Source organism: Leclercia sp. Marseille-Q4284 (assembly GCF_916618945.1).
Taxonomy (GTDB): Bacteria; Pseudomonadota; Gammaproteobacteria; order Enterobacterales; family Enterobacteriaceae; genus Enterobacter; species Enterobacter tamurae.
The window spans coordinates 908830-932029 of sequence record NZ_CAKAKG010000002.1 but is presented as its reverse complement, the minus strand read 5'-3'; the positions used below and the strand labels follow the sequence as shown (position 1 = coordinate 932029).

The following is a 23200-nucleotide window of genomic DNA, read 5'->3' as shown; positions in this document are numbered from 1 at the left end:
TTCGTATACGGCGGCCCGTTCTGGCCCCTGTGCGGGCCATGAATCGGGTGCGCAGCCACTTCTGTCGCCGCGACAACCGCCGTAGTTTAACGAATAACCACACCAGATAACATATAACCGGAAGGGTTATAAGCAGGACGATAAAGCCTGCCGGGTGCAAATGTTAGTTTCCACCTTTCAGCAGGCGCATCATGTCATCCTGCTTCTCTTCTTCTTCCTCTTCCTCTTCGTCGTAAGAGAGGCCGAGCTTCTGCATCAGTTCATCAATGCGATCCAGTTTGGCATCAACCCAGGACTGCTCTTCAGCATTCAGGGTTTCACCCTCTTCAAGACGTTCCAGCAGCGCGTCCAGGCGCTCATCATTTTCCAGCAAATCCAGCTCAGCCTGCGGTGAAAGCATAGGTTTCTCGCTCTTGGGTTTGTGCTGCCTGGTGACCGGGGCATCGGTCACGCCTAATGGAACAGGTGTTTTACTGCCGATACGCGGGTCTTTCTGCTGCTTGTTTTTCGCAGACGCGCCCGATTCACCGCTGCCGCTCGCGCGACTGCCCGCGGCATGACCACGATGCTTTTTATCGCGTTTGCGATCGCGCGCTTCCTGATTCAGTTCTTCGCGCGTTTTGCGGCGTGCTTTTGCTGGACGTTTAGCGCCTGCAGCGGAGGTCGGTTTTTTCATGTTGTTTTGTCTTTAACTCGTTTTCTTCAGTATAGAATTGCGGCGAAATCTAGCAGAAAGCAAGCAAAGAAAAAAGGCGACAGAGCAATCTGTCGCCTTTTTTCCTGACTCACAACCCGTTAAGGGTCTGACAATCCCTGTTTGCTGACAACTAACCCTGTTTTTCCGTTAGCAGGTACCGTCCGTGATATGTCCTTTTCCTTTTTCAACGCCTCCAGGCGTTCGTCTTCCTGACTGTCCTTTGTCTTCGCCTCCTGGCGCTCCTGACCCTTATCCTTAAGTCCGCTTCCTGTCGGCATCCTCGCCGTTGAACGCTACTTTACGCTGCCAGGCTAAACCTACAACCCACCCACGCGACTTACGCGCGACTTTCAGATTAAGACTAAGCGTTAATAGGCTGATTTTAATGGTTTTTATTTTTTAACGCCCTACGACTTTTCTTAAATCTCCCATAGTACAAAGGGCAGATCTCTTACAAAGGACAGGGTTTTTACTTACAGCCAGGTTGCCGATGGGAAAAGCCTTTTCTCTCTGTTCAGGTATAATCCCCCCAACGTTACGAATTTCTGGAGACAACCACGTGACCAACCTGAATTATCACCAGACGCATTTTGTGCTTAGTGCGCCTGATATTCGCCATTTACCCGCTGATACGGGTCTTGAAGTGGCATTTGCTGGCCGGTCCAACGCGGGGAAATCCAGCGCTCTGAATACCCTGACCAATCAGAAAAGCCTGGCCCGTATCTCTAAAACGCCTGGCCGTACCCAGCTGATTAACCTGTTTGAAGTTGCGCCGGGCAAGCGCCTGGTTGACCTGCCGGGCTATGGCTACGCCGAAGTGCCGGAAGAGATGAAAATCAAATGGCAGCGCGCGCTGGGTGAATACCTGGAAAAACGTCTGTGCCTGAAAGGTCTGGTGGTACTGATGGATATTCGTCATCCGCTTAAAGATCTTGATCAGCAGATGATCCACTGGGCCGTTGAAAGCGGGATCCAGGTGCTGGTGCTGCTGACCAAATCCGATAAGCTCGCCAGCGGTGCGCGTAAAGCGCAGGTGAATATGGTGCGTGAAGCGGTGCTGGCGTTCAACGGTGACATCCAGGTTGAACCCTTCTCTTCACTGAAGAAACTCGGCGTGGATAAACTGCGTGAGAAACTGGATCGCTGGTACAGTGAGCTGGAACCCGCGACAGAAGCGGAAGAGTGATGATAAGCGCGGCGATGTCCGCGCTTTTTTTTACGCTGAATTTTTTTCTTTGCCGCAATAAAAAACGCCCCAGTCATTACTGACTGGGGCGGCTAAAATATTCAGCCAAATCCGATTACGTGAAGTAAAAGGTCTGAAAGATAGAACATCTTACCTCTGTACCCTACGCGAATAACTCTACCCTTTTTTAGACTATAGACAAAGCACTTTTTGTAGTTTTTTTTCATTCTTTACATAGGGAATTCTAATGATCATCACAAAACGTTCATGGATATGTTGCTTACTTACAGAAACTGTTCATATCCCATAAAGAGTTAGTGAGCCTGATCCCAGTTTTCTCCGCTACCCACTTCCACCAGCAACGGCACATCCAGTTTCATGCTGTTTTCCATCAGTTCATGGATCTTTTTCGAGACCGCTTCCAGATCGTCTTTGTGCACTTCAAACACCAGTTCATCGTGTACCTGCATGATCATGCGAACCCGCGGCTGCTCTTTCTCCAGCCAGGCATCGACGGCGATCATTGCTCGTTTAATGATATCCGCCGCCGTTCCCTGCATCGGGGCGTTGATTGCGGCACGCTCAGCGCCGGCACGGCGGGCTGCATTGCTGGATTTGATGTCCGGCAGATAGAGACGGCGTCCATCCAGCGTTTCAACATAGCCTTTTTCTTTCGCCTGCGCGCGAGTGCTCTCCATATACTGCAGCACGCCCGGATAGCGTTCGAAATAGAGATCCATGTACTTCTGCGACTCTTTACGCGGAATATTAAGCTGACGGGAGAGACCGAAGGCGCTCATGCCGTAGATCAGACCAAAGTTGATCGCTTTTGCACTGCGGCGCTGTTCCCCGGTTACGCTCTCCAGGGACATACCAAACACTTCGGCCGCCGTCGCCCGGTGGATATCCTGCCCTTCCGCAAAGGCGGTCAGCAGGCCTTTATCCCGGGACAGGTGCGCCATAATTCGCAGCTCAATCTGGGAATAGTCAGCAGAGACAATAACGTAGTCCTGCGGCGCAATAAACGCCTGACGAATACGACGCCCCTCTTCATTACGCACCGGAATATTTTGCAGGTTAGGATCGGTTGAGGACAGTCGTCCGGTAGCCGCTACCGCCTGATGATAGGAAGTATGCACGCGACCTGTTTTCGGGTTGATCATCAGCGGCAGCTTATCAGTGTAGGTCGATTTCAGCTTGGCCAGCCCACGGTATTGCAGGATCACTTTTGGCAGCGGATAGTCCAGCGCCAGCTCCTCCAGCACCTCTTCAGAGGTAGAAGGCGCGCCGCCCGGGGTTTTCTTTAGCGGCTTAATGCCCTGCTTTTCAAACAGGATCGTCTGCAGCTGTTTGGTGGACGAGAGATTAAACGGCTCGCCGGCGATCTCATGCGCTTTTTGCTCGAGTTCGTTCAGGCGCAACGCAATCTCTTCCGAGTGCTTATGCAGCACTGCCGGGTCGATCTTGACGCCGTTGCGCTCAATCCGGGACAGAACCGGCACCAGCGGCATCTCGATATTCTGGAACACGTTCAGCGGCCCGGCGTCTTTTTGCAGCTTTGGCCACATCTTTAAATGCAGTTGCAGCGTGACGTCAGCATCTTCTGCCGCATAGTGTCCCGCCTCTTCCAGGGCGATCTGGTTAAACGTCAGCTGATTCTTGCCCTTACCCGCGATCTGTTCAAAGGTGACGGTTTTGTGCTTCAGCCAGCGATCGGAGAGTGAATCCATATCGTGACGACCGGCAACGCTATCGAGGATATAGGACTCCAGCATGGTATCGAACGCGATGCCCCGCAGTTCAATGCCGTAGTTCTGCAGGATGCCACGGTCGAACTTCAGGTTTTGCCCCACCTTGAGGGCTTTTTCGTCTTCCAGGATCGGCTTGAGGAGCTCAAGCACGCGCTCGCGGGAAATCTGCTCAGGGGCATCCAGATAGTCGTGAGCGACCGGCACATAGGCGGCAACGCCAGGTTCCGTAGCAAAGGAGAGGCCGACCATATTGGCGGAGACATTATCGAGACTGTCGGTTTCGGTATCAAAAGCGAATACCGGGGCCTGCTTTAATTTTTCAATCCAGACCTGCAGCTGCGCTTCGTCGAGGATGGTTTCATAGTGTTCAGAAGAGAGGATGCTGGCTTCTTCTTCCGGCTCTTCTTCTGCATCAACAACCAGCGTCTCTTTTGGCTTAGTCGCCGATCTTGCCCCTTTCGCCTGCAGCCATTTCCCCGCTTCGAGATCGGTTATCCAGCGTTTGAATTCATACTGTTTAAACAGGCTCAACAGCTCTTCGGCAGCAGGTTGCTGCACTTGCAGCTGTTCGCAGGTCAGATCCAGCTCCACGTCGGTTTTAATGGTCGCCAGCTGATAGGAGAGGTAGGCCACCTCTTTGTTTTGCTCAAGCTTCGCGGCCATGGTTTTGGCACCGCGGAAGGTTAACCCGGCAATTTTATCCTGCTCGCTATACAGCGTATCCAGCCCTCCCAGACCCTGCAGCAGCGCCTGGGCCGTCTTTTCGCCCACGCCCGGCACGCCCGGAATGTTATCGGAGGAGTCGCCCATCAGGGCGAGGAAGTCGATGATCAGTTCCGGCGGCACGCCATACTTGGTCACCACCTCTTCCGGGCCGAGGATAGTATTGGTCATGGTGTTAATCAGGGTGATCCCCGGCGTAACCAGCTGCGCCATGTCTTTATCACCGGTACTGATCAATACCGGGCGGCCCATTTTCTCCGCTTCCCGCGCCAGGGTACCGATCACATCGTCCGCTTCCACGCCAGAAACGGCCATTAAGGGCAGCCCCATCGCTTTTACCATTTTATGCAGAGGCTCAATCTGCGCACGCAGATCGTCCGGCATCGGCGGGCGATGGGATTTGTAGTGTTCAAACAGCTCATCCCGGAAAGTTTTGCCTTTCGCATCGAAGACTACAGCGGCATGGCTCGGCTGATACTGCAGGATCAAGCTACGCAGCATGTTCAGCACGCCGTACATGGCGCCAGTAGGCTCTCCCGCGCTGTTAGTCAGCGGAGGAAACGCATGATACGCCCGATAGAGGTAAGACGAACCGTCGACGAGAATAAGCGGATTTTCGGGGATTTGAACCATAATGTCCGTGCCTTTAAGTAATTTATGGATAAAGGATGCCACAGAAGGATGAAAACATCAGTTTTTCGCGGCCATTACAGCCAAAGATTTTGCGATCCTGAGGATCGCTCGCAAATTAAATCTGTGGATAAGTTTGTGAGTAGTTTCTGCGGCCTGGACTAAATGTGCTATCTGACGATCTTAACAAGAATAATTATCTTTAATTATCAATATATTATTATTTGATCGCGATCTCATATTTCTGATTGATGACAATTTACTCCATGTGGATATAAGCCACGCCGGATTCACGCCACAGAATTTTTCGCCATCAGACAGGCAAATCAGAATTCCTGCCGGGTTAAAGCGTCTTCCTTCGGATGTTTTCTGGTAAAATCAGCGCCCGGTGTCTGTTTATCAGGCGCTAACAATAGCTAACCACCTGAAAACATTCATCATGTCTAAACTGCTGGCTGCGATAATACTCCTGTTGAGTATCGCATTAACGATTCTGGTCACCATCGCCTGTTCTGTGCCGATCATTATCGCAGGAATAATTAAACTGCTCTTACCGATCCCGGCCGTCTGGCGCGCAGTCTCTGCATTTTGTAACTTCATGATGTACTGCTGGTGTGAAGGCCTGGCGGTGCTCCTGCATCTCAATCCGCATCTGAAATGGGATGTACAGGGTCTGGAAGGGCTCAACAAGAAAAGCTGGTATTTGCTTATCTGCAACCACCATAGCTGGGCCGATATTGTGGTGTTATGCGTGCTGTTCCGCAAACATATCCCGATGAACAAATACTTTCTTAAGCAGCAGCTCGCCTGGGTGCCTTTTATTGGTCTGGCCTGCTGGGCGCTGGATATGCCCTTCATGAAACGCTATTCACGTAGCTATCTGATTCGCCATCCTGAGCGCCGCGGCAAGGATGTCGAAACGACCCGCCGCTCTTGTGAGAAGTTTCGCGCACACCCCACCACCATCGTTAATTTCGTCGAAGGTTCTCGTTTTACCGAAGAGAAGCAGCAGCAAACCCGCTCACCGTATGCCAACCTGCTGCCGCCAAAAGCAGCCGGGATCGCCATGGCGCTTAGCGTACTGGGACACCAGTTCGACAAATTACTGGACGTCACGCTCTGCTATCCCGAAAACGATAAGAGACCGTTTTACGATATGCTCAGCGGCAAGTTAACCTGGATCGTAGTACGTATTAATCTGGTGCCTGTGGCAGAGGAATTACACGGGGACTATGTCAGCGATAAGAACTTCAAGCGACGTTTCCAGCTCTGGCTGAATACGCTGTGGAGTGATAAAGACGCGCAGATAAGCGATATTAAAGCGGAATACAAAAACGCCGGTCATTGACCGGCGTTTTCTTTATTACTTCTTCTCAACCAGATATTTCACGGTATCAGCATATTGCTGGACGAAGATGTCCATGCTGCTGGTATCCATACCCTGCATATTCAGCTGATATTTGCCGTTAACAAACATCGCAGGCACGCCGCGCAGCTGCAGATCGGCAGCGGCTTTTTCCTGCTGGGCCACCAGGGATTTCACGACGAAGCTATTCCAGGCTGCGTCGTATTCTTCACCTTTAATACCGGCATCAACAAAGACCTTACGGATATCAGCCGTGGTTTGTACAGCCTGTGTTTTCTGAACCGCTTCAAACATCGGTGCAGTAATCTTATCTTCCACACCAAGCGCCATCGCAACAGCCCATGCCTGAGTCAGATCTTTGCCCAATGGGCCAAGAAACTCAACGTGATACTTGGTCATTTTGGTGCCTTCTGGCAGTTTCTTCTTCACGCTATCGGCAACATGCAGAACCTGCTCGAACTCATAGCAGTGCGGGCAATAGAATGAGAAGAACTCAAGAACCTGAGGTTCTCCGGCAACCGGTTTGTCGAGGGTAATATACTGCTTGCCATCGGTGAACTGTGCAGCCGATGCGCTAAAAGCCAGAATCATACCTGCCAGCGCCAGCCATATTTTTTTCATGATCAACTCTCTCCTGGGTGTGTTCGATTAATACATGGGCGTTAATTGCAAAGGGGGTTCCTGCAGAACCTTTACCTGTTCAATAAATGTGGATATCTGGTTACGCCAGTAATCTTCCCCGGTAAGCCACGGGAAGTTTCTGGGGAAAGCGGGGTCGTCCCAACGCCTGATTAACCATGCAAGATAATAAACAAAACGCATGGCACGTAAAGGTTCGATTAATGCAATTTCGTCTGAATCAAAGGAACTGAACTCTTCATAGGCTTCGATAATGGTCTCCAGCTGCATCCGCTGCTCGGCTTTATCGCCATTCAGCAGCATCCAGAGATCCTGAATGGCAGGTCCCATTCGTGCATCATCGAGATCGACAAATAACGGCCCATCACGCCAGAGAATATTTCCGGCATGGCAATCACCATGCAGGCGCAGCGTGGTTACGTTGTTATCCCAGCGCGGTATGATGGCGTTAATTAAGCCATCTGTTGCCGCCAGGAATTGAGCCTTCAGCCCGGAAGGAATGAGCGTGGATGTTTCAAATACCTGACGCGGTTCAAGCAAGTATTCCTGAATACCGATCGCAGGGCGCGCGGTAAAGGCACTTTTCTGACCCGTCTGATGAATACGCCCTAAATAACGGGCAACCCACTCCATCTGATCGATATTATCAGCTTCAAATTGCCGGCCACCGAGACTGGGAAAGACAGCAAAATAGAACCCCTGATGCGACAGCAGCGTCCGATCGTTGAATTTAAGGGGAGCGGCGACGGGAACATCATCGGCCACCAGGTCGAGTGCGAACTGATGCTCTTCCTGAATTTGTTCAGCTGACCAGCGCTGCGGGCGATAAAATTTCACCACAAAGCGCCGGCGATCCTCGTCCTGAAACTGGTAGACGCGGTTCTCATAGCTGTTTAATGGAGTCAGGCCTGAGTCCACCCGGATGCCCTGTTCAAACAGCGCATCCATAATGGTATCCGGGTGTAAGGTCTGGAAAGTAAAAGCCTGGTCGGTCATCCGATCATCCGGAAATTATACGAATGATTGAGGATATCATTTAACGGCATTTACGGTGGCGCCTCTTACAAGCTTTTACTCTTTAATTACGCCACGCGCGCGCAGCAGAGCGGTTTTGAAATCTTCTTCATAATCTTTCTGGATACCCGGGATCACCGCATCTTTACCGGAATCACGCATTTTCAGGTGATAGATCAGAATGTCGTCAGAAAGGTCGGCCAGCTCACCGTCATAACCTGACTCCTGCGCCAGTTTCTGTAAGAATTGCATCAGGTTAAGTTCTGGCTCTTTCTGCCAGGCTGGCTGGAGGAGTTCAATAACTTCGTTCGGACGTTTACATTTCATGGTAATACTCCTTTCATTTAGAGTGACACGTTAGCAGGGTCAAACCCACAAGAAAAGAGGCGATATTGTTGAGCCAGATAAGCAGGATCACCGGAGTGATACTCGCCGGAGGCAAGGCGTCCCGTATGGGTGGAAAAGATAAGGGCTTGCAGGAGCTGAACGGCCTGCCGTTATGGCAGCACGTTGCGCGAACCCTGCATAAGCAGGTCAGCACAATCGTAGTGAGTGCTAATCGCAATATTGCTACTTATCAGGAAAGCGGGTATCCCGTTTACGCGGATCTGCTGGCTAATTACCCCGGGCCGCTGGCAGGTATGCTTTCGGTCATGCAGCAGTGCGATGCGGAATGGTTCCTGTACTGTCCTTGCGATACACCCTTTATCCCGGATTGCCTGGCCGAGCGGCTGATAAAAAACAGGGGATCGGCACCTGTAGTCTGGGCACATGACGGCGATCGCGATCATCCCACTATTGCGTTAATGCATCGCCAGCTGATGCCGGTATTAGAGAACTATTTAGCCGCTGGCGAGCGCCGTGTGATGATTTTTATGCGCCAGGCGGGTGGGCATTCCGTTGATTTTAGCGATATGAAACAGGCATTTATTAATATGAATACCCTCGAAGAGATGCAAGCTGTTCAGAGGCACAAATGATACCGGTTTTAGCGATTGCCGCCTGGAGCGGTACGGGGAAAACGACGCTGTTAAAAGCAATTATCCCGGCACTCTGTGCAAGAAATGTGCGCCCCGGGCTGATCAAACATACCCACCACAATATGGATATCGATACTCCGGGGAAGGACAGCTACGAGCTGCGCAAGGCAGGTGCGGCGCAAACGATCGTCGCCAGCAGTCAGCGGTGGGCTTTAATGACCGAAACGCCTGACGAAGAGCAGATCGATCTGACTTATCTCATCAGCCGGATGGATCATTCGACGCTGGATCTGGTGCTGGTAGAAGGTTTTAAGCATGAACCGGTGGCAAAGATCCTGCTGTTCAGAAGCGATATCGGGCATGATATCAATGAGTTAACACTTGATGAGCATGTCATCGCTGTGGCCAGTGATATTCCACTCTCGCTTCAGGTACCGGTATTAGATATTAATGATGCGGAGGGCGTGGTTGATTTCATCCTACAATGGAAGCAAACGTTGTAGGCCGGGTAAGGCGCAACCGCCACCCGGCGGGTTTTCCCGCCGCAACGCAAAAAGCCCATCCTTCCGGATGGGCTTTCGCTTGTTTGATGCCTGGCAGTTCCCTACTCTCGCATGGGGAGACCCCACACTACCATCGGCGCTACGGCGTTTCACTTCTGAGTTCGGCATGGGGTCAGGTGGGACCACCGCGCTACAGCCGCCAGGCAAATTCTGTTGTCAGGACGCAGCGTGTGCGGCCTGAGTAATCTGTATCAGCTGAAAATCGTCTTCAAATCCGCCGAAACAGCTTCGGCGTTGTAAGGTTAAGCCTCACGGTTCATTAGTATCGGTTAGCTCAACGCATCGCTGCGCTTACACACCCGACCTATCAACGTCGTCGTCTTCAACGTTCCTTCAGGACCCTTAAAGGGTCAGGGAGAACTCATCTCGGGGCAAGTTTCGTGCTTAGATGCTTTCAGCACTTATCTTTTCCGCATTTAGCTACCGGGCAGTGCCATTGGCATGACAACCCGAACACCAGTGATGCGTCCACTCCGGTCCTCTCGTACTAGGAGCAGCCCCCCTCAATTCTCCAGCGCCCACGGCAGATAGGGACCGAACTGTCTCACGACGTTCTAAACCCAGCTCGCGTACCACTTTAAACGGCGAACAGCCGTACCCTTGGGACCTACTTCAGCCCCAGGATGTGATGAGCCGACATCGAGGTGCCAAACACCGCCGTCGATATGAACTCTTGGGCGGTATCAGCCTGTTATCCCCGGAGTACCTTTTATCCGTTGAGCGATGGCCCTTCCATACAGAACCACCGGATCACTATGACCTGCTTTCGCACCTGCTCGAGCCGTCACTCTCGCAGTCAAGCTAGCTTATGCCATTGCACTAACCTCCTGATGTCCGACCAGGATTAGCTAACCTTCGTGCTCCTCCGTTACTCTTTAGGAGGAGACCGCCCCAGTCAAACTACCCACCAGACACTGTCCGCAACCCGGATTACGGGTCCACGTTAGAACACCAGCCATTAAAGGGTGGTATTTCAAGGTTGGCTCCACGCAGACTGGCGTCCACGCTTCAAAGCCTCCCACCTATCCTACACATCAAGGACCAGTGTTCAGTGTCAAGCTATAGTAAAGGTTCACGGGGTCTTTCCGTCTTGCCGCGGGTACACTGCATCTTCACAGCGATTTCAATTTCACTGAGTCTCGGGTGGAGACAGCCTGGCCATCATTACGCCATTCGTGCAGGTCGGAACTTACCCGACAAGGAATTTCGCTACCTTAGGACCGTTATAGTTACGGCCGCCGTTTACCGGGGCTTCGATCAAGAGCTTCGCGTTGCCGCTAACCCCATCAATTAACCTTCCGGCACCGGGCAGGCGTCACACCGTATACGTCCACTTTCGTGTTTGCACAGTGCTGTGTTTTTAATAAACAGTTGCAGCCAGCTGGTATCTTCGACTGATTTCAGCTCCACGAGCAAGTCGCTTCACTTACCATCAGCGTGCCTTCTCCCGAAGTTACGGCACCATTTTGCCTAGTTCCTTCACCCGAGTTCTCTCAAGCGCCTTGGTATTCTCTACCTGACCACCTGTGTCGGTTTGGGGTACGATTTGATGTTACCTGATGCTTAGAGGCTTTTCCTGGAAGCAGGGCATTTGTTGCTTCAGCACCGTAGTGCCTCGTCATCACACCTCAGCGTTAGTAAGGTTCCGGATTTACCTGGAACCTCCGCCTACATGCTTAAACCGGGACAACCGTCGCCCGGCCAACATAGCCTTCTCCGTCCCCCCTTCGCAGTAACACCGAGTACAGGAATATTAACCTGTTTCCCATCGACTACGCCTTTCGGCCTCGCCTTAGGGGTCGACTCACCCTGCCCCGATTAACGTTGGACAGGAACCCTTGGTCTTCCGGCGAGCGGGTTTTTCACCCGCTTTATCGTTACTTATGTCAGCATTCGCACTTCTGATACCTCCAGCAGACCTCACAGTCCACCTTCGACGGCTTACAGAACGCTCCCCTACCCAACAACGCATAAGCGTCGCTGCCGCAGCTTCGGTGCATGGTTTAGCCCCGTTACATCTTCCGCGCAGGCCGACTCGACCAGTGAGCTATTACGCTTTCTTTAAATGATGGCTGCTTCTAAGCCAACATCCTGGCTGTCTGTGCCTTCCCACATCGTTTCCCACTTAACCATGACTTTGGGACCTTAGCTGGCGGTCTGGGTTGTTTCCCTCTTCACGACGGACGTTAGCACCCGCCGTGTGTCTCCCGTGATAACATTCTCCGGTATTCGCAGTTTGCATCGGGTTGGTAAGCCGGGATGGCCCCCTAGCCGAAACAGTGCTCTACCCCCGGAGATGAGTTCACGAGGCGCTACCTAAATAGCTTTCGGGGAGAACCAGCTATCTCCCGGTTTGATTGGCCTTTCACCCCCAGCCACAAGTCATCCGCTAATTTTTCAACATTAGTCGGTTCGGTCCTCCAGTTAGTGTTACCCAACCTTCAACCTGCCCATGGCTAGATCACCGGGTTTCGGGTCTATACCCTGCAACTTAACGCCCAGTTAAGACTCGGTTTCCCTTCGGCTCCCCTATACGGTTAACCTTGCTACAGAATATAAGTCGCTGACCCATTATACAAAAGGTACGCAGTCACACCACGAAGGTGCTCCCACTGCTTGTACGTACACGGTTTCAGGTTCTTTTTCACTCCCCTCGCCGGGGTTCTTTTCGCCTTTCCCTCACGGTACTGGTTCACTATCGGTCAGTCAGGAGTATTTAGCCTTGGAGGATGGTCCCCCCATATTCAGACAGGATACCACGTGTCCCGCCCTACTCTTCGAGTTCACAGCAGGTGTATCTTCGTGTACGGGAGTATCACCCTGTACCCTGCGACTTTCCAGACGCTTCCACTGACACACATGCTGATTCAGACTCTGGGCTGCTCCCCGTTCGCTCGCCGCTACTGGGGGAATCTCGGTTGATTTCTTTTCCTCAGGGTACTTAGATGTTTCAGTTCCCCTGGTTCGCTTCGTTAAGCTATGTATTCACTTAACGATAGTGCAACGAATTGCACTGGGTTTCCCCATTCGGAAATCGTCGGCTATAACGGTTCATATCACCTTACCGACGCTTATCGCAGATTAGCACGTCCTTCATCGCCTCTGACTGCCTAGGCATCCACCGTGTACGCTTAGTCGCTTAACCTCACAACCCGAAGATGTCTCTTTCGATTCATCATCGTTTTGCGAAAATTTGAGAGACTCGAACACACTTACCATCTGCTCTTATTACGGAGAGCAGACACAGTGTGTCGTTTCAATTTTCAGCTTGATCCAGATTTTTAAAGAGCAAATATCTCAAACATGACTTAACAGTCAGTTTTGAGATACTGATTGGTTGTGCCTTTCACTCACACCCAGCAAGTGGCGTCCCCTAGGGGATTCGAACCCCTGTTGCCGCCGTGAAAGGGCGGAGTCCTAACCGCTAGACGAAGGGGACACGATGTGTCGCGACTTCGCAGCCGTCTTGCTCGTTACTTTTCATCAGACAATCTGTGTGAGCACTACAAAGGCAGGTTCTTTAAGGTAAGGAGGTGATCCAACCGCAGGTTCCCCTACGGTTACCTTGTTACGACTTCACCCCAGTCATGAATCACAAAGTGGTAAGCGCCCTCCCGAAGGTTAAGCTACCTACTTCTTTTGCAACCCCCTCCCATGGTGTGACGGGCGGTGTGTACAAGGCCCGGGAACGTATTCACCGTAGCATTCTGATCTACGATTACTAGCGATTCCGACTTCATGGAGTCGAGTTGCAGACTCCAATCCGGACTACGACGCACTTTATGAGGTCCGCTTGCTCTCGCGAGGTCGCTTCTCTTTGTATGCGCCATTGTAGCACGTGTGTAGCCCTACTCGTAAGGGCCATGATGACTTGACGTCATCCCCACCTTCCTCCAGTTTATCACTGGCAGTCTCCTTTGAGTTCCCGGCCGGACCGCTGGCAACAAAGGATAAGGGTTGCGCTCGTTGCGGGACTTAACCCAACATTTCACAACACGAGCTGACGACAGCCATGCAGCACCTGTCTCAGAGTTCCCGAAGGCACCAAAGCATCTCTGCTAAGTTCTCTGGATGTCAAGAGTAGGTAAGGTTCTTCGCGTTGCATCGAATTAAACCACATGCTCCACCGCTTGTGCGGGCCCCCGTCAATTCATTTGAGTTTTAACCTTGCGGCCGTACTCCCCAGGCGGTCGACTTAACGCGTTAGCTCCGGAAGCCACTCCTCAAGGGAACAACCTCCAAGTCGACATCGTTTACGGCGTGGACTACCAGGGTATCTAATCCTGTTTGCTCCCCACGCTTTCGCACCTGAGCGTCAGTCTTTGTCCAGGGGGCCGCCTTCGCCACCGGTATTCCTCCAGATCTCTACGCATTTCACCGCTACACCTGGAATTCTACCCCCCTCTACAAGACTCTAGCCTGCCAGTTTCGAATGCAGTTCCCAGGTTGAGCCCGGGGATTTCACATCCGACTTGACAGACCGCCTGCGTGCGCTTTACGCCCAGTAATTCCGATTAACGCTTGCACCCTCCGTATTACCGCGGCTGCTGGCACGGAGTTAGCCGGTGCTTCTTCTGCGAGTAACGTCAATCGATGAGGTTATTAACCTCACCGCCTTCCTCCTCGCTGAAAGTACTTTACAACCCGAAGGCCTTCTTCATACACGCGGCATGGCTGCATCAGGCTTGCGCCCATTGTGCAATATTCCCCACTGCTGCCTCCCGTAGGAGTCTGGACCGTGTCTCAGTTCCAGTGTGGCTGGTCATCCTCTCAGACCAGCTAGGGATCGTCGCCTAGGTGAGCCATTACCCCACCTACTAGCTAATCCCATCTGGGCACATCTGATGGCAAGAGGCCCGAAGGTCCCCCTCTTTGGTCTTGCGACGTTATGCGGTATTAGCTACCGTTTCCAGTAGTTATCCCCCTCCATCAGGCAGTTTCCCAGACATTACTCACCCGTCCGCCACTCGTCACCCGAGAGCAAGCTCTCTGTGCTACCGTTCGACTTGCATGTGTTAGGCCTGCCGCCAGCGTTCAATCTGAGCCATGATCAAACTCTTCAATTTAAGTTTGATGCTCGTGAATTAAACTTCGTAATGAATTACGTATGTTCACTCAGAGACTTTGGTATTCATTTATCGTCTTGCGACGTTAAGAATCCATGTCACTTTGAGTGCCCACACAGATTGTCTGATAAATTGTTAAAGAGCAGTGCAACGCGGCTTTCGCTCACCGTTGCGAGGTCCCGTATAATACGTTTTCCTCATTCAGAGTCAAGCAATTATTTTCGCTTTTCTCCGCCGGCATTCATCTCTGAAGCCTGCTGTCACGGCGGTTTGTAATCCGTTGTTCCGTGTCAGTGGAGGCGCATTATAGGGAGTTCTTCGGCAGTGACAAGAGTAAATTTAAAAAAACTAATCAACCGTGCTTTTTTTCACCAAAAGACCCATCTTTTAGCCAGAAATTGCGCTAATTGTCGTTTTACCAACCACAACTATCCTGCAGATGGCATACTTACTAGCATTAAGAATCAAGGAATATGCGTTATGCCTTTGAGCGCGCAACAGCTGGCGGCACAAAAAAATCTCTCCTATGTGCTGGCAGAAAAGCTGGCACAGCGAATCCTGGCGGGTGAATACCTGCCGGGTAGCATCCTGCCGGGCGAACTGGAACTGGGTGAGCAGTTTGGCGTAAGCCGAACTGCCGTGCGTGAAGCCGTAAAAACCTTAACCGCGAAAGGGATGGTGCTTCCCCGTCCGCGCATCGGTACGCGCGTGATGCCCCAGGGCAACTGGAACTTCCTCGATCAGGAGCTACTCTCCTGGTGGATGACGGAAGATAACTTCCATCAGGTCATCGATCATTTCCTGGTCATGCGCAGCAGTCTGGAGCCGCAGGCCTGCCTGCTGGCCGCCACGATCGGAACGGCAGAGCAAAAAGCGCGGTTAAATACTCTGATGGATGAGATGGTGCATCTGAAAAAGCACTTCAACCGGGAACGCTGGATAGAAGTGGATATGGCCTGGCATGAGCATATCTATGAGATGAGCGGTAATCCGTTCCTGACCTCTTTTGCCTCGCTCTTTCATTCTGTCTATCACACCTACTTTACGTCTATTACTCAGGACGAGGTGGTGAAGCTGGATTTACACCAGGCTATCGTTGATGCCATTCAGGATAGCGACGGGCTGCGCGCCATGACGGCCAGCCAGACACTGCTTGCCACACCAGCACGATAGTCATAAACAACAGGAATTCGAATGACAGTAAAAAAAGCGCGCAGCATGGCGGGTTTGCCATGGATCGCGGCAATGGCTTTCTTTATGCAGGCGCTGGACGCCACCATCCTCAATACCGCTCTCCCGGCGATTGCCGAAAGTCTTAACCGTTCTCCGCTGGCCATGCAGTCAGCCATCATCAGTTATACCCTGACTGTTGCGATGCTGATCCCGGTGAGCGGCTGGCTGGCCGATCGCTTCGGCACGCGGCGTATCTTTATGCTGGCGGTTACCTTATTTACGCTGGGGTCGCTGGCCTGCGCACTCTCCAGTTCACTGGGCGAGCTGGTTGTGTTCCGGGTGATTCAGGGAATTGGCGGCGCGATGATGATGCCGGTCGCGCGTCTGGCGCTGCTAAGAGCCTATCCGCGCAGCGAACTGTTGCCAGTACTTAACTTTGTCACTATGCCGGGCCTGGTCGGGCCGATCCTCGGGCCGGTACTGGGGGGCGTGCTGGTCACCTGGGCCAGCTGGCACTGGATCTTCCTTATTAATATTCCGATTGGCGTCGCCGGTCTTTTCTATGCCCGCAAATTTATGCCGAACTTCACCACCCCGCGGCGCAAATTCGATATGGGCGGGTTCTTCCTGTTTGGACTGAGCCTGGTGCTGTTTTCCAGCGGCATGGAGTTGTTCGGTGAGAAAGTGGTGGCCACCTGGCTGGCCGTCTCCATCATCTTCAGCGGTATTCTTCTTTTTCTTCTTTATATACGTCATGCGCGTCGTCATCCTACGCCGCTGATTTCCCTCTCGCTGTTTAACACGCGCACCTTCTCGGTGGGTATTGCCGGAAACATCGCTTCACGTCTGGGTACCGGATGTGTTCCCTTCCTGATGCCGCTGATGCTGCAGGTCGGGTTCGGTTATCCGGCGCTGATCGCCGGCTGCATGATGGCGCCTACCGCGTTGGGTTCGATTCTGGCGAAATCCGGCGTGACCCAGCTGTTACGCCGGGTGGGATACCGCAGGACACTGGTCGGCGTGACGGTATTTATTGGCGTGATGATTGCGCAATTCTCACTGCAGTCGGCCGCGCTGCCGATATGGATGCTGATCCTGCCGCTGTTTGTACTGGGGATGGCGATGTCCATCCAGTTCACCTCGATGAACACCATTACCCTGGCCGATCTCAGCGATGAGAACGCCAGCGGCGGCAACAGCATGCTGGCGGTGACGCAGCAGCTGTCGATCAGTCTGGGAGTGGCGCTGAGTGCGGCGGTGTTGCGCTTTTATGAAGGGTTCGGCGGTACGAATACTGTCGAACAATTCCACTCAACCTTTATCACCATGGGCGTACTGACGGTGATCTCGGCCCTGGTATTTATGCTGTTAAAACCGAAAGATGGTCGTAACCTCATTAAAGAACGGCACAAACCTAAACAGAACCCCGTTCCATCAGAACAGGAGTAAGCTGCAGCCGCTGTGGTTGCAGTGCGGGCTGGGTGATACGGTGGATCAGCACATCAATCGCCAGCTCGCCCAGTTCATCCTTGGGCTGATGAATAGTGGTGAGCGGCGGCGTCATATACTGCGCCAGTTCGATATCGTCATATCCCACCACGGCGATATCATCCGGGACACGAAGCCCCGCCTGATAGAGCGCCTGATAGGCCCCCACGGCCATCGCATCATTACCAATAAACACCGCCTGAGGGCGATCTTTCTGCGCCAGTAAGGACTGCATCGCCTCAAACCCGCCGCTAAATTCAAAGTCACCGGTGATTTGATACCCGTCAGGCACCGGAAGACCGGCGCGCGCCATGGCGACCAGAAACCCTTCCAGCCGCAGGCGGGCAGGGGTTTTATCCAGCGGACCGGTAATGCAGGCGATGCGGGTATGCCCTTTATCAATCAGATGCTGCGTCGCCATGTCCCCACCCAGCAGCGAGTTATCCTGAATCAGATCGCTGGTACCGTCGAACGGCGCCCAGTCCATCATCACCGTGGGAACGGAAGGGTAGCGCTGCATTATCTCGGGCGAGGGTTGATGCGTTTCAGTGCACAGGAGTAATAACCCGTCGACGCGCTTTTGCATCAGCGTCTCCAGATTACGGTTCATGCGTTGCTCGTCGCCTTCGGTATTACAGAGCACCAGGCTGTATCCGCGCTCAAAACAGCTGCGCTCTACGCCGCGCACCAGCTCAGAGTAAAAGGGGTTGGTACTGGCGGTGATCAGCATGCCAATGGTGCGGGTCTGGTTGAGCTTCAGACTGCGTGCCAGGGCGGAAGGCGCATAATTGAGGGTTTTAACTGCGGCTTCGACCTTCTCCCGGATCGCCTCGCTGACGAAGCGATCGTTATTAATGACATGGGAGACAGTGGAAGTAGAGACGCCCGCCATGCGAGCGACATCTTTCATTGTGGCCAAACGCTACCTCTGCTGACTTAAAAATTCATCGATCTCATTGCGCCAGGGTACAGAAGGCTGTGCGCCTGGACGGGTTACCGCAATGGCCGCCGCCGCATGGGCAAAACGAATCGCGGTATCCAGCGGCTCACCTTCCAGCAGCGCCGTGACCAGCGCACCATTAAAGGTATCGCCTGCAGCGATGGTATCAACAGCTTTCACCTTAAAGCCGGGAACGCGACGACCTTCCCCCTCGACGCTGGCCCATACGCCACGGCTGCCAAGGGTAATGATGACCGTACTGATGCCTTTCTGGTGCAGGGCTTTCGCCGCGCGCGCCGCATCGTCATCGTTTTCAACGCGAATACCCGTCAGCTTTTCGGCTTCGGTTTCGTTAGGAGTGATGATATCCACCAGCGCCAGCAACTCGTCTGATAATACACGGGCAGGCGCGGGATTAAGTACGACAGTGGTGTGATTTTTATGGGCAATTTTTGCCGCCGCCAGCACGCTTTCTACCGGCGTCTCCAGCTGCATCAGCAGCGCGTCGGCACTGGCGATACTCTCATGTTGCGCCGCCACGCGTTCAGCGGTCAGCGCCGCATTAGCACCTGCATGAATACCGATAACATTCTCACCTTCCGCGTTGACAAAAATCAGCGCCACGCCGGTTGATTCGCCTTCCACTACGCTGACCGGCGCAATATCGATGTTGTCGCTTGCCAGCTGTTTGCGCACGCGCTCACCGGTATCGTCATCGCCGGTACAGGCGATAAAGGCGATGTTTGCGCCGCTGCGTCCGGCGGCGACCGCCTGGTTTGCCCCTTTGCCGCCAAAGGCGACCTGATAGCGATTGCCGGTTACGGTTTCGCCCGGTGTCGGGAAAGCGTCAAGGTTAAGAATGTGATCGGCATTAATGCTGCCAAGGACAACGAGCTTACCTGCGGTTTTCATCATTGAGGTGTCCATCTGAGAGTGCCACCGGGAGAACCCGGTGGCATATGCCACGCTATTTCTTTATATGTTGTCCCTCAGGCAGCCGGTAGCTGCCTGAATCGCCTGTTACTGCTTGATGACCAGTTTCAGGTCAACAGGGTATTTAGCCTGAACTTTCTCGCCCTTCAGCACTTTGTCAGCAGTCTGCACGCCAGTCGCGCCGATCTGCTCAGGAAGCTGAGCAATGGTCGCAGCCAGTTTGCCATCGTTCACCGCTTTTTCACCATCAGGCGTGCCGTCAAATCCGACAACCATCACATCCGATTTGCCTGCGGTTTGCAGAGCACGCAGTGCGCCCAGCGCCATTTCGTCGTTCTGTGCGAATACCGCTTTAACGTCCGGGTGAGCGGTCAGCAGGTTCTGCATTACGTTCAGACCTTTAGTACGGTCGAAGTCTGCCGGCTGGCTGGCCAGTACATTGAATTTGTGGGCAGCAACGGCCTGCTGGAAGCCTTCGCCACGCTCACGCGCTGCGGAAGTCCCGGCGATACCCTGCAGTTCGATAACCTTGGCACCTTCGCCTGCTTTTTTGGCGATGTAATCACCGGCAATTTTGCCGCCCAGCACGTTATCAGAGGCAATGTGGCTGACCACTTCGCCTTTAGACGCCTGACGGTCCAGGGTGATCACCGGGATATTGGCCTGGTTAGCCATCTTCACGGCGTTACCTACCGCATCGGAATCGGTCGGGTTGATCAGCAGAATTTTGGTGCCGCGAACGGTTAAGTCCTGCACGTTAGCCAGCTCTTTCGCCGGGTTGTTCTGGGAATCCAGGATCACCAGGTTGTAGCCCAGCTTGTCGGCTTCTTTCTGCGCGCCATCCTTCAGGGAGACGAAGAACGGGTTGTTCAGGGTGGAAACCACCAGCGCGATGGTATCTTTCGCCATGGCGTTTGCACTCACAGTTGCGCTCAGCGCGACAGCAGAAACCAGGGTAGCCAGTTTTTTCATATTCATATCAAAGATGTCCTGTAGTGTCGTCAGTTACTGTTTTTTGTTGTCTACCAGTACCGCCAGCAAAATCACTACCGCTTTGACGATCATCTGGTAATAGGAAGAAACACCTAACAAATTCAAACCATTGTTCAGGAAGCCGAGGATCAGCGCACCGATCAGCGTCCCCACGATACGACCTTTACCCCCTGCCAGGCTGGTACCGCCCAGCACGACCGCAGCGATGGCATCCAGCTCATAACCGGTACCCGCCGTTGGCTGAGCAGAGGAGAGACGTGCCACCTCGATAATGCCCGCCAGCGAGGCCAGCAGGCCGCACAGGGAGTAGACGATAATTTTGACTTTATTGACGCTGATGCCGGACAGACGCGTCGCCGCTTCGTTACCGCCCAGGGCATAGATATAACGACCCAGACGGGTGTGATGCAACATGTACCACGCCGCGAGGAACACCAGCCCCATGATCCACACCGGCGTCGGGATACCCAGCGGGCGGCCGATGCCGAACCAGCCAAACAGATCGGCGTTGTCGGTAAAGCCGGTGTTCACCGGGCTACCGTTGGTGTAGACCATGGTCACGCCGCGCAGCAGCAGCATCATCACCAGGGTGGCGATAAACGCCTGCACGCGGCCTTTCGCTACAATCATTCCGGTGACGGCTCCAATCGCAGCGCCCAGCGCCAGGGCCGCTGCCACCGCCACCAGCGCGTTGACTTCAATCCCTACAATTGAAGCGGCAACCGCGCCGGTGAGCGCCAGCAGGGAACCGACGGACAGGTCGATACCCGACGTCAAAATCACCAGCGTCATCCCCACCGCCATAATGGCGTTGACGGACGTTTGCTGAAGGATGTTGAACAGGTTATTTACGGTAAAAAAGTTCGGGCTCATGGTGGAGACAATCGCGATCAGCACCAGCAGAGCAATCAGCGATTTTTGTTCCAGCAGCCATGCCTTAGTGAAATAGCGGCGTCCAGAAACAGCCTGGGTAGTCATCTTCTTACTCCTGATCCACGCGATTAAGCTTGCCCACAGCGGCAGCCATCAGAATTTCCTGGGTGGCCTGCTCGCGACTGAATTCACCGCCGAGATGCCCTTCATGCATAACGATAATGCGATCGCTCATGCCTAATACTTCTGGCATCTCGGAAGAGACCAGAATGATGCTCAGCCCGTCAGCCTTGAACTGGTTGATGAGCTGATAAATCTCTTTCTTGGCGCCGACGTCCACACCGCGGGTTGGCTCATCGAGGATCAGCACCTTCGGACGGGTCATCAGGCCGCGGGCAATCGCCACTTTCTGCTGGTTACCGCCGGACAGCAGACCGATAGCCTGTTCCATCGACGGGGTTTTGACGTTAAAGAGGCGGATAAAATCACTGACGGCCTGCTGCTCGTCTTTATGCTTCAGGCTCCCACCGTTGCGGCTGAAGTAGCGCAGCGCGGTCAAGGACATGTTCTCTTTCACCGACATCCCCAGCACCAGACCATCGCGCTTACGGTCTTCGGAGATATAGACGATACCGTTCGCCAGGCCATCCTGCGGAGAGCGGGTAACCACTTCATGCCCATCGAGCGTGACATACCCGCTGGTGCGCGGCAGGGCACCGTACAGCACTTTCATCAGTTCGGTACGGCCAGCCCCCATCAGCCCGGCCACGCCGAGGATCTCGCCCTGGCGCAGCGTAAAGGAGACGTCGTTGACGCCCGGGCCGCACAGGTTATCGACCTTCAGGCGGATATCGCCCGGCTGCTTATCAATACGCGGGTACTGGTCTTCGAGCTTACGGCCCACCATCATCTCAATCAGCGTATCTTCGGTGAGGGTCACCACTTCACGCTCGGCAATAAACTGCCCGTCGCGGAAGACGGTCACGTCATCGCAGATCTCGAAGATCTCTTTCATACGGTGGGAGATGTAGACGATGCCGCGCCCCTGCGCTTTCAGCTCGCGGATCACGCGGAACAGAGAGTCGGTTTCGGTATCGGTGAGGGCGTCGGTCGGCTCATCCATGACGATGACCCGGGATTCGAAGCTCAGCACTTTGGCGATCTCCACCATCTGCTGATCGCCAATGGAAAGGTCACCCACCAGCCGATCGCTTTTGAAGCGCAGGTTCAGCTTCGCCAGCAGTTTGTCGGCTTCGGCATACATCTGTTTCCAGTCAATTTTGCCAAAGCGATTCACAAACTCGCGACCGAGGAAGATGTTCTCCGCGATGGACAGCTGTGGGATCAGGTTCAACTCCTGGTGGATGATGCCGATCCCGGCTTCCTGGGAGGATTTCGGGCCGGTGAAGGTGGTCTCTTTGCCGAGCCACAGCAGCGAACCGGCATCACGTTGATAGATGCCGGTCAGCACTTTCATCATCGTGGATTTGCCGGCACCGTTTTCACCCACCAGCGCCATCACGCGGCCGGCATAGACGTTCAGTGCGGCACCGGAGAGGGCTTTAACGCCCGGGAACGACTTATCGATCCCTTTCAGTTGCAGGAGTGCGTCCATGGTGGCCTCAGAAGGTGACGCCAGCACAGAGAATGATATTCGCATACGGGGAACACTCCCCGCTGCGAATAACCGCCTGGCTGTCAGCGGTATTTTTCTTGAACTGCTCGTGCGTTATGTAACTTATTTTTATGGTGTTTCCCTGGTGTTGTTGCAGCTGCTTGATATGGCCAAGCAACGTTTCGTGGAGCTGCGGATTATGTTGTTTGATTTCCGTTGCGAGAATGGCTTCCTCAACCTGCATCTCGGTTGTCACCACATCCAGTACCTGCATAAACGAGGGCACGCCCTGGGTTAATGCCAGATCAATACGCGTTGTACTGTGAGGAATGGGTAAACCCGCATCACAGACCACCAGCGTATCGGTATGCCCAAGACGGGAGATGACCGATGAGACTTCAGAGTTGAGTACAGTGCCTTTCTTCATTTTCTTGCTCCGCTAGCGAAACGTTTCGCTGGCGTCAGTTTAATCTTACCGATGCGCAGAAAACCACCATGGCGTTGCAGATTTGTGATCGTTGTCGAAACGTTTCGCTAAGTGAAATGCGGGGGAGAAGAGGGGGAATATTT

Annotated in this window: 17 protein-coding genes, 1 tRNA gene and 3 rRNA genes; 6 read left to right on the top strand and 15 right to left on the bottom strand. The window is 53.4% G+C overall.

The features are described 5' to 3' along the window. Positions 1 to 163: 163 nt before the first annotated feature. A complete protein-coding gene (yihI, locus tag LG383_RS19150) occupies positions 164 to 676 on the bottom strand; it encodes a Der GTPase-activating protein YihI (RefSeq protein WP_225759930.1) in 513 nt (170 codons plus the stop codon). A gap of 580 nt (positions 677 to 1256) precedes the next feature. Here yihI and yihA point away from each other — a divergent pair. Beyond that, positions 1257 to 1883, top strand: coding sequence for a ribosome biogenesis GTP-binding protein YihA/YsxC (gene yihA, locus LG383_RS19145; RefSeq protein ID WP_225759929.1), 627 nt, complete (start codon positions 1257 to 1259; stop codon positions 1881 to 1883). Positions 1884 to 2197: 314 nt separating this feature from the next. Here yihA and polA read toward each other — a convergent pair whose 3' ends face one another. Then, entirely contained in the window at positions 2198 to 4990 is a 2793-nt protein-coding gene (gene polA, locus LG383_RS19140) for a DNA polymerase I (protein ID WP_225759928.1), read from the bottom strand. 436 nt (positions 4991 to 5426) lie between these two features. On the opposite strand from polA, the gene LG383_RS19135 reads away from it, so the two are divergent. Next, on the top strand, positions 5427 to 6335 hold the full coding sequence (locus LG383_RS19135; protein WP_225759927.1) for an acyltransferase: 909 nt from the start codon (positions 5427 to 5429) through the stop codon (positions 6333 to 6335). A 15-nt stretch (positions 6336 to 6350) separates the two neighbouring features. Here the strand turns inward: LG383_RS19135 and dsbA are convergent, their stop codons facing one another. The 3 genes from dsbA to LG383_RS19120 form a co-directional block, all read right to left on the bottom strand. After that, entirely contained in the window at positions 6351 to 6974 is a 624-nt protein-coding gene (dsbA, locus tag LG383_RS19130) for a thiol:disulfide interchange protein DsbA (protein ID WP_106995728.1), read from the bottom strand. 27 nt (positions 6975 to 7001) lie between these two features. Next, entirely contained in the window at positions 7002 to 7988 is a 987-nt protein-coding gene (locus tag LG383_RS19125) for a serine/threonine protein kinase (protein ID WP_166184979.1), read from the bottom strand. A gap of 75 nt (positions 7989 to 8063) precedes the next feature. Then, positions 8064 to 8333: a YihD family protein gene (locus LG383_RS19120; RefSeq protein ID WP_225759926.1), complete on the bottom strand. Its 270-nt coding sequence runs from the start codon at positions 8331 to 8333 to the stop codon at positions 8064 to 8066. 68 nt (positions 8334 to 8401) lie between these two features. On the opposite strand from LG383_RS19120, the gene mobA reads away from it, so the two are divergent. Together mobA and mobB are read left to right on the top strand one after the other, a co-directional pair. Beyond that, a complete protein-coding gene (gene mobA, locus LG383_RS19115; protein WP_225759925.1) occupies positions 8402 to 8986 on the top strand; it encodes a molybdenum cofactor guanylyltransferase MobA in 585 nt (194 codons plus the stop codon). Further along, a complete protein-coding gene (mobB, locus tag LG383_RS19110) occupies positions 8983 to 9489 on the top strand; it encodes a molybdopterin-guanine dinucleotide biosynthesis protein MobB (RefSeq protein WP_106995724.1) in 507 nt (168 codons plus the stop codon). Before mobA ends, mobB begins: the two co-directional genes overlap by 4 nt. A gap of 88 nt (positions 9490 to 9577) precedes the next feature. On the opposite strand, the gene rrf is transcribed toward mobB, so the two are convergent. The 4 genes from rrf to LG383_RS19090 form a co-directional block, all read right to left on the bottom strand. Next, positions 9578 to 9693: ribosomal RNA gene (rrf, locus tag LG383_RS19105) — 5S ribosomal RNA — on the bottom strand. Between the two features lie 94 nt (positions 9694 to 9787). Then, a 23S ribosomal RNA gene (locus LG383_RS19100) occupies positions 9788 to 12694 on the bottom strand. A gap of 219 nt (positions 12695 to 12913) precedes the next feature. After that, positions 12914 to 12988: transfer RNA gene (locus LG383_RS19095), tRNA-Glu, on the bottom strand. An 87-nt stretch (positions 12989 to 13075) separates the two neighbouring features. Then, positions 13076 to 14615: ribosomal RNA gene (locus tag LG383_RS19090) — 16S ribosomal RNA — on the bottom strand. The 16S, 23S and 5S rRNA genes sit together here with 1 tRNA gene alongside, the layout of an rRNA operon. 480 nt (positions 14616 to 15095) lie before the next feature. On the opposite strand from LG383_RS19090, the gene LG383_RS19085 reads away from it, so the two are divergent. Next, the gene (locus LG383_RS19085; RefSeq protein WP_106995522.1) at positions 15096 to 15788 is read left to right on the top strand and encodes a FadR/GntR family transcriptional regulator; all 693 of its coding nucleotides are present in this window, start codon (positions 15096 to 15098) and stop codon (positions 15786 to 15788) included. A 21-nt stretch (positions 15789 to 15809) separates the two neighbouring features. Further along, complete coding sequence (gene mdtD, locus LG383_RS19080) at positions 15810 to 17237, top strand: multidrug transporter subunit MdtD (protein ID WP_106995523.1); 1428 nt, start codon at positions 15810 to 15812, stop codon at positions 17235 to 17237. On the opposite strand, the gene rbsR is transcribed toward mdtD, so the two are convergent. From rbsR to rbsD, 6 genes are all read right to left on the bottom strand, one after another. Further along, positions 17203 to 18195, bottom strand: coding sequence for a ribose operon transcriptional repressor RbsR (gene rbsR, locus LG383_RS19075; RefSeq protein ID WP_166184991.1), 993 nt, complete (start codon positions 18193 to 18195; stop codon positions 17203 to 17205). The genes mdtD and rbsR overlap by 35 nt on opposite strands. A gap of 3 nt (positions 18196 to 18198) precedes the next feature. Next, entirely contained in the window at positions 18199 to 19128 is a 930-nt protein-coding gene (gene rbsK / locus LG383_RS19070; RefSeq protein WP_225760163.1) for a ribokinase, read from the bottom strand. Positions 19129 to 19236: 108 nt separating this feature from the next. After that, positions 19237 to 20127, bottom strand: a complete 891-nt coding sequence (gene rbsB / locus LG383_RS19065; protein ID WP_032615470.1) for a ribose ABC transporter substrate-binding protein RbsB — start codon at positions 20125 to 20127, stop codon at positions 19237 to 19239. Between the two features lie 27 nt (positions 20128 to 20154). Next, positions 20155 to 21120 (bottom strand): ribose ABC transporter permease, encoded by a 966-nt coding sequence (gene rbsC / locus LG383_RS19060; protein WP_106995525.1) that lies wholly within the window; start codon positions 21118 to 21120, stop codon positions 20155 to 20157. Positions 21121 to 21124: 4 nt separating this feature from the next. Beyond that, the gene (gene rbsA / locus LG383_RS19055; RefSeq protein WP_166184997.1) at positions 21125 to 22630 is read right to left on the bottom strand and encodes a ribose ABC transporter ATP-binding protein RbsA; all 1506 of its coding nucleotides are present in this window, start codon (positions 22628 to 22630) and stop codon (positions 21125 to 21127) included. Positions 22631 to 22637: 7 nt separating this feature from the next. Then, the gene (gene rbsD / locus LG383_RS19050; protein WP_106995527.1) at positions 22638 to 23057 is read right to left on the bottom strand and encodes a D-ribose pyranase; all 420 of its coding nucleotides are present in this window, start codon (positions 23055 to 23057) and stop codon (positions 22638 to 22640) included. Positions 23058 to 23200 lie beyond the last annotated feature (143 nt).

Coding starts and splice junctions, on each gene's coding strand:
- yihI (WP_225759930.1), bottom strand. CDS start 676: ATGAAAAAACCGACCTCCGCTGCAGGCGCTAAACGTCCAGCAAAAGCA.
- polA (WP_225759928.1), bottom strand. CDS start 4,990: ATGGTTCAAATCCCCGAAAATCCGCTTATTCTCGTCGACGGTTCGTCT.
- LG383_RS19135 (WP_225759927.1), top strand. CDS start 5,427: ATGTCTAAACTGCTGGCTGCGATAATACTCCTGTTGAGTATCGCATTA.
- dsbA (WP_106995728.1), bottom strand. CDS start 6,974: ATGAAAAAAATATGGCTGGCGCTGGCAGGTATGATTCTGGCTTTTAGC.
- LG383_RS19125 (WP_166184979.1), bottom strand. CDS start 7,988: ATGACCGACCAGGCTTTTACTTTCCAGACCTTACACCCGGATACCATT.
- LG383_RS19120 (WP_225759926.1), bottom strand. CDS start 8,333: ATGAAATGTAAACGTCCGAACGAAGTTATTGAACTCCTCCAGCCAGCC.
- mobB (WP_106995724.1), top strand. CDS start 8,983: ATGATACCGGTTTTAGCGATTGCCGCCTGGAGCGGTACGGGGAAAACG.
- LG383_RS19085 (WP_106995522.1), top strand. CDS start 15,096: ATGCCTTTGAGCGCGCAACAGCTGGCGGCACAAAAAAATCTCTCCTAT.
- mdtD (WP_106995523.1), top strand. CDS start 15,810: ATGACAGTAAAAAAAGCGCGCAGCATGGCGGGTTTGCCATGGATCGCG.
- rbsK (WP_225760163.1), bottom strand. CDS start 19,128: ATGAAAACCGCAGGTAAGCTCGTTGTCCTTGGCAGCATTAATGCCGAT.
- rbsB (WP_032615470.1), bottom strand. CDS start 20,127: ATGAATATGAAAAAACTGGCTACCCTGGTTTCTGCTGTCGCGCTGAGC.
- rbsC (WP_106995525.1), bottom strand. CDS start 21,120: ATGACTACCCAGGCTGTTTCTGGACGCCGCTATTTCACTAAGGCATGG.
- rbsA (WP_166184997.1), bottom strand. CDS start 22,630: ATGGACGCACTCCTGCAACTGAAAGGGATCGATAAGTCGTTCCCGGGC.
- rbsD (WP_106995527.1), bottom strand. CDS start 23,057: ATGAAGAAAGGCACTGTACTCAACTCTGAAGTCTCATCGGTCATCTCC.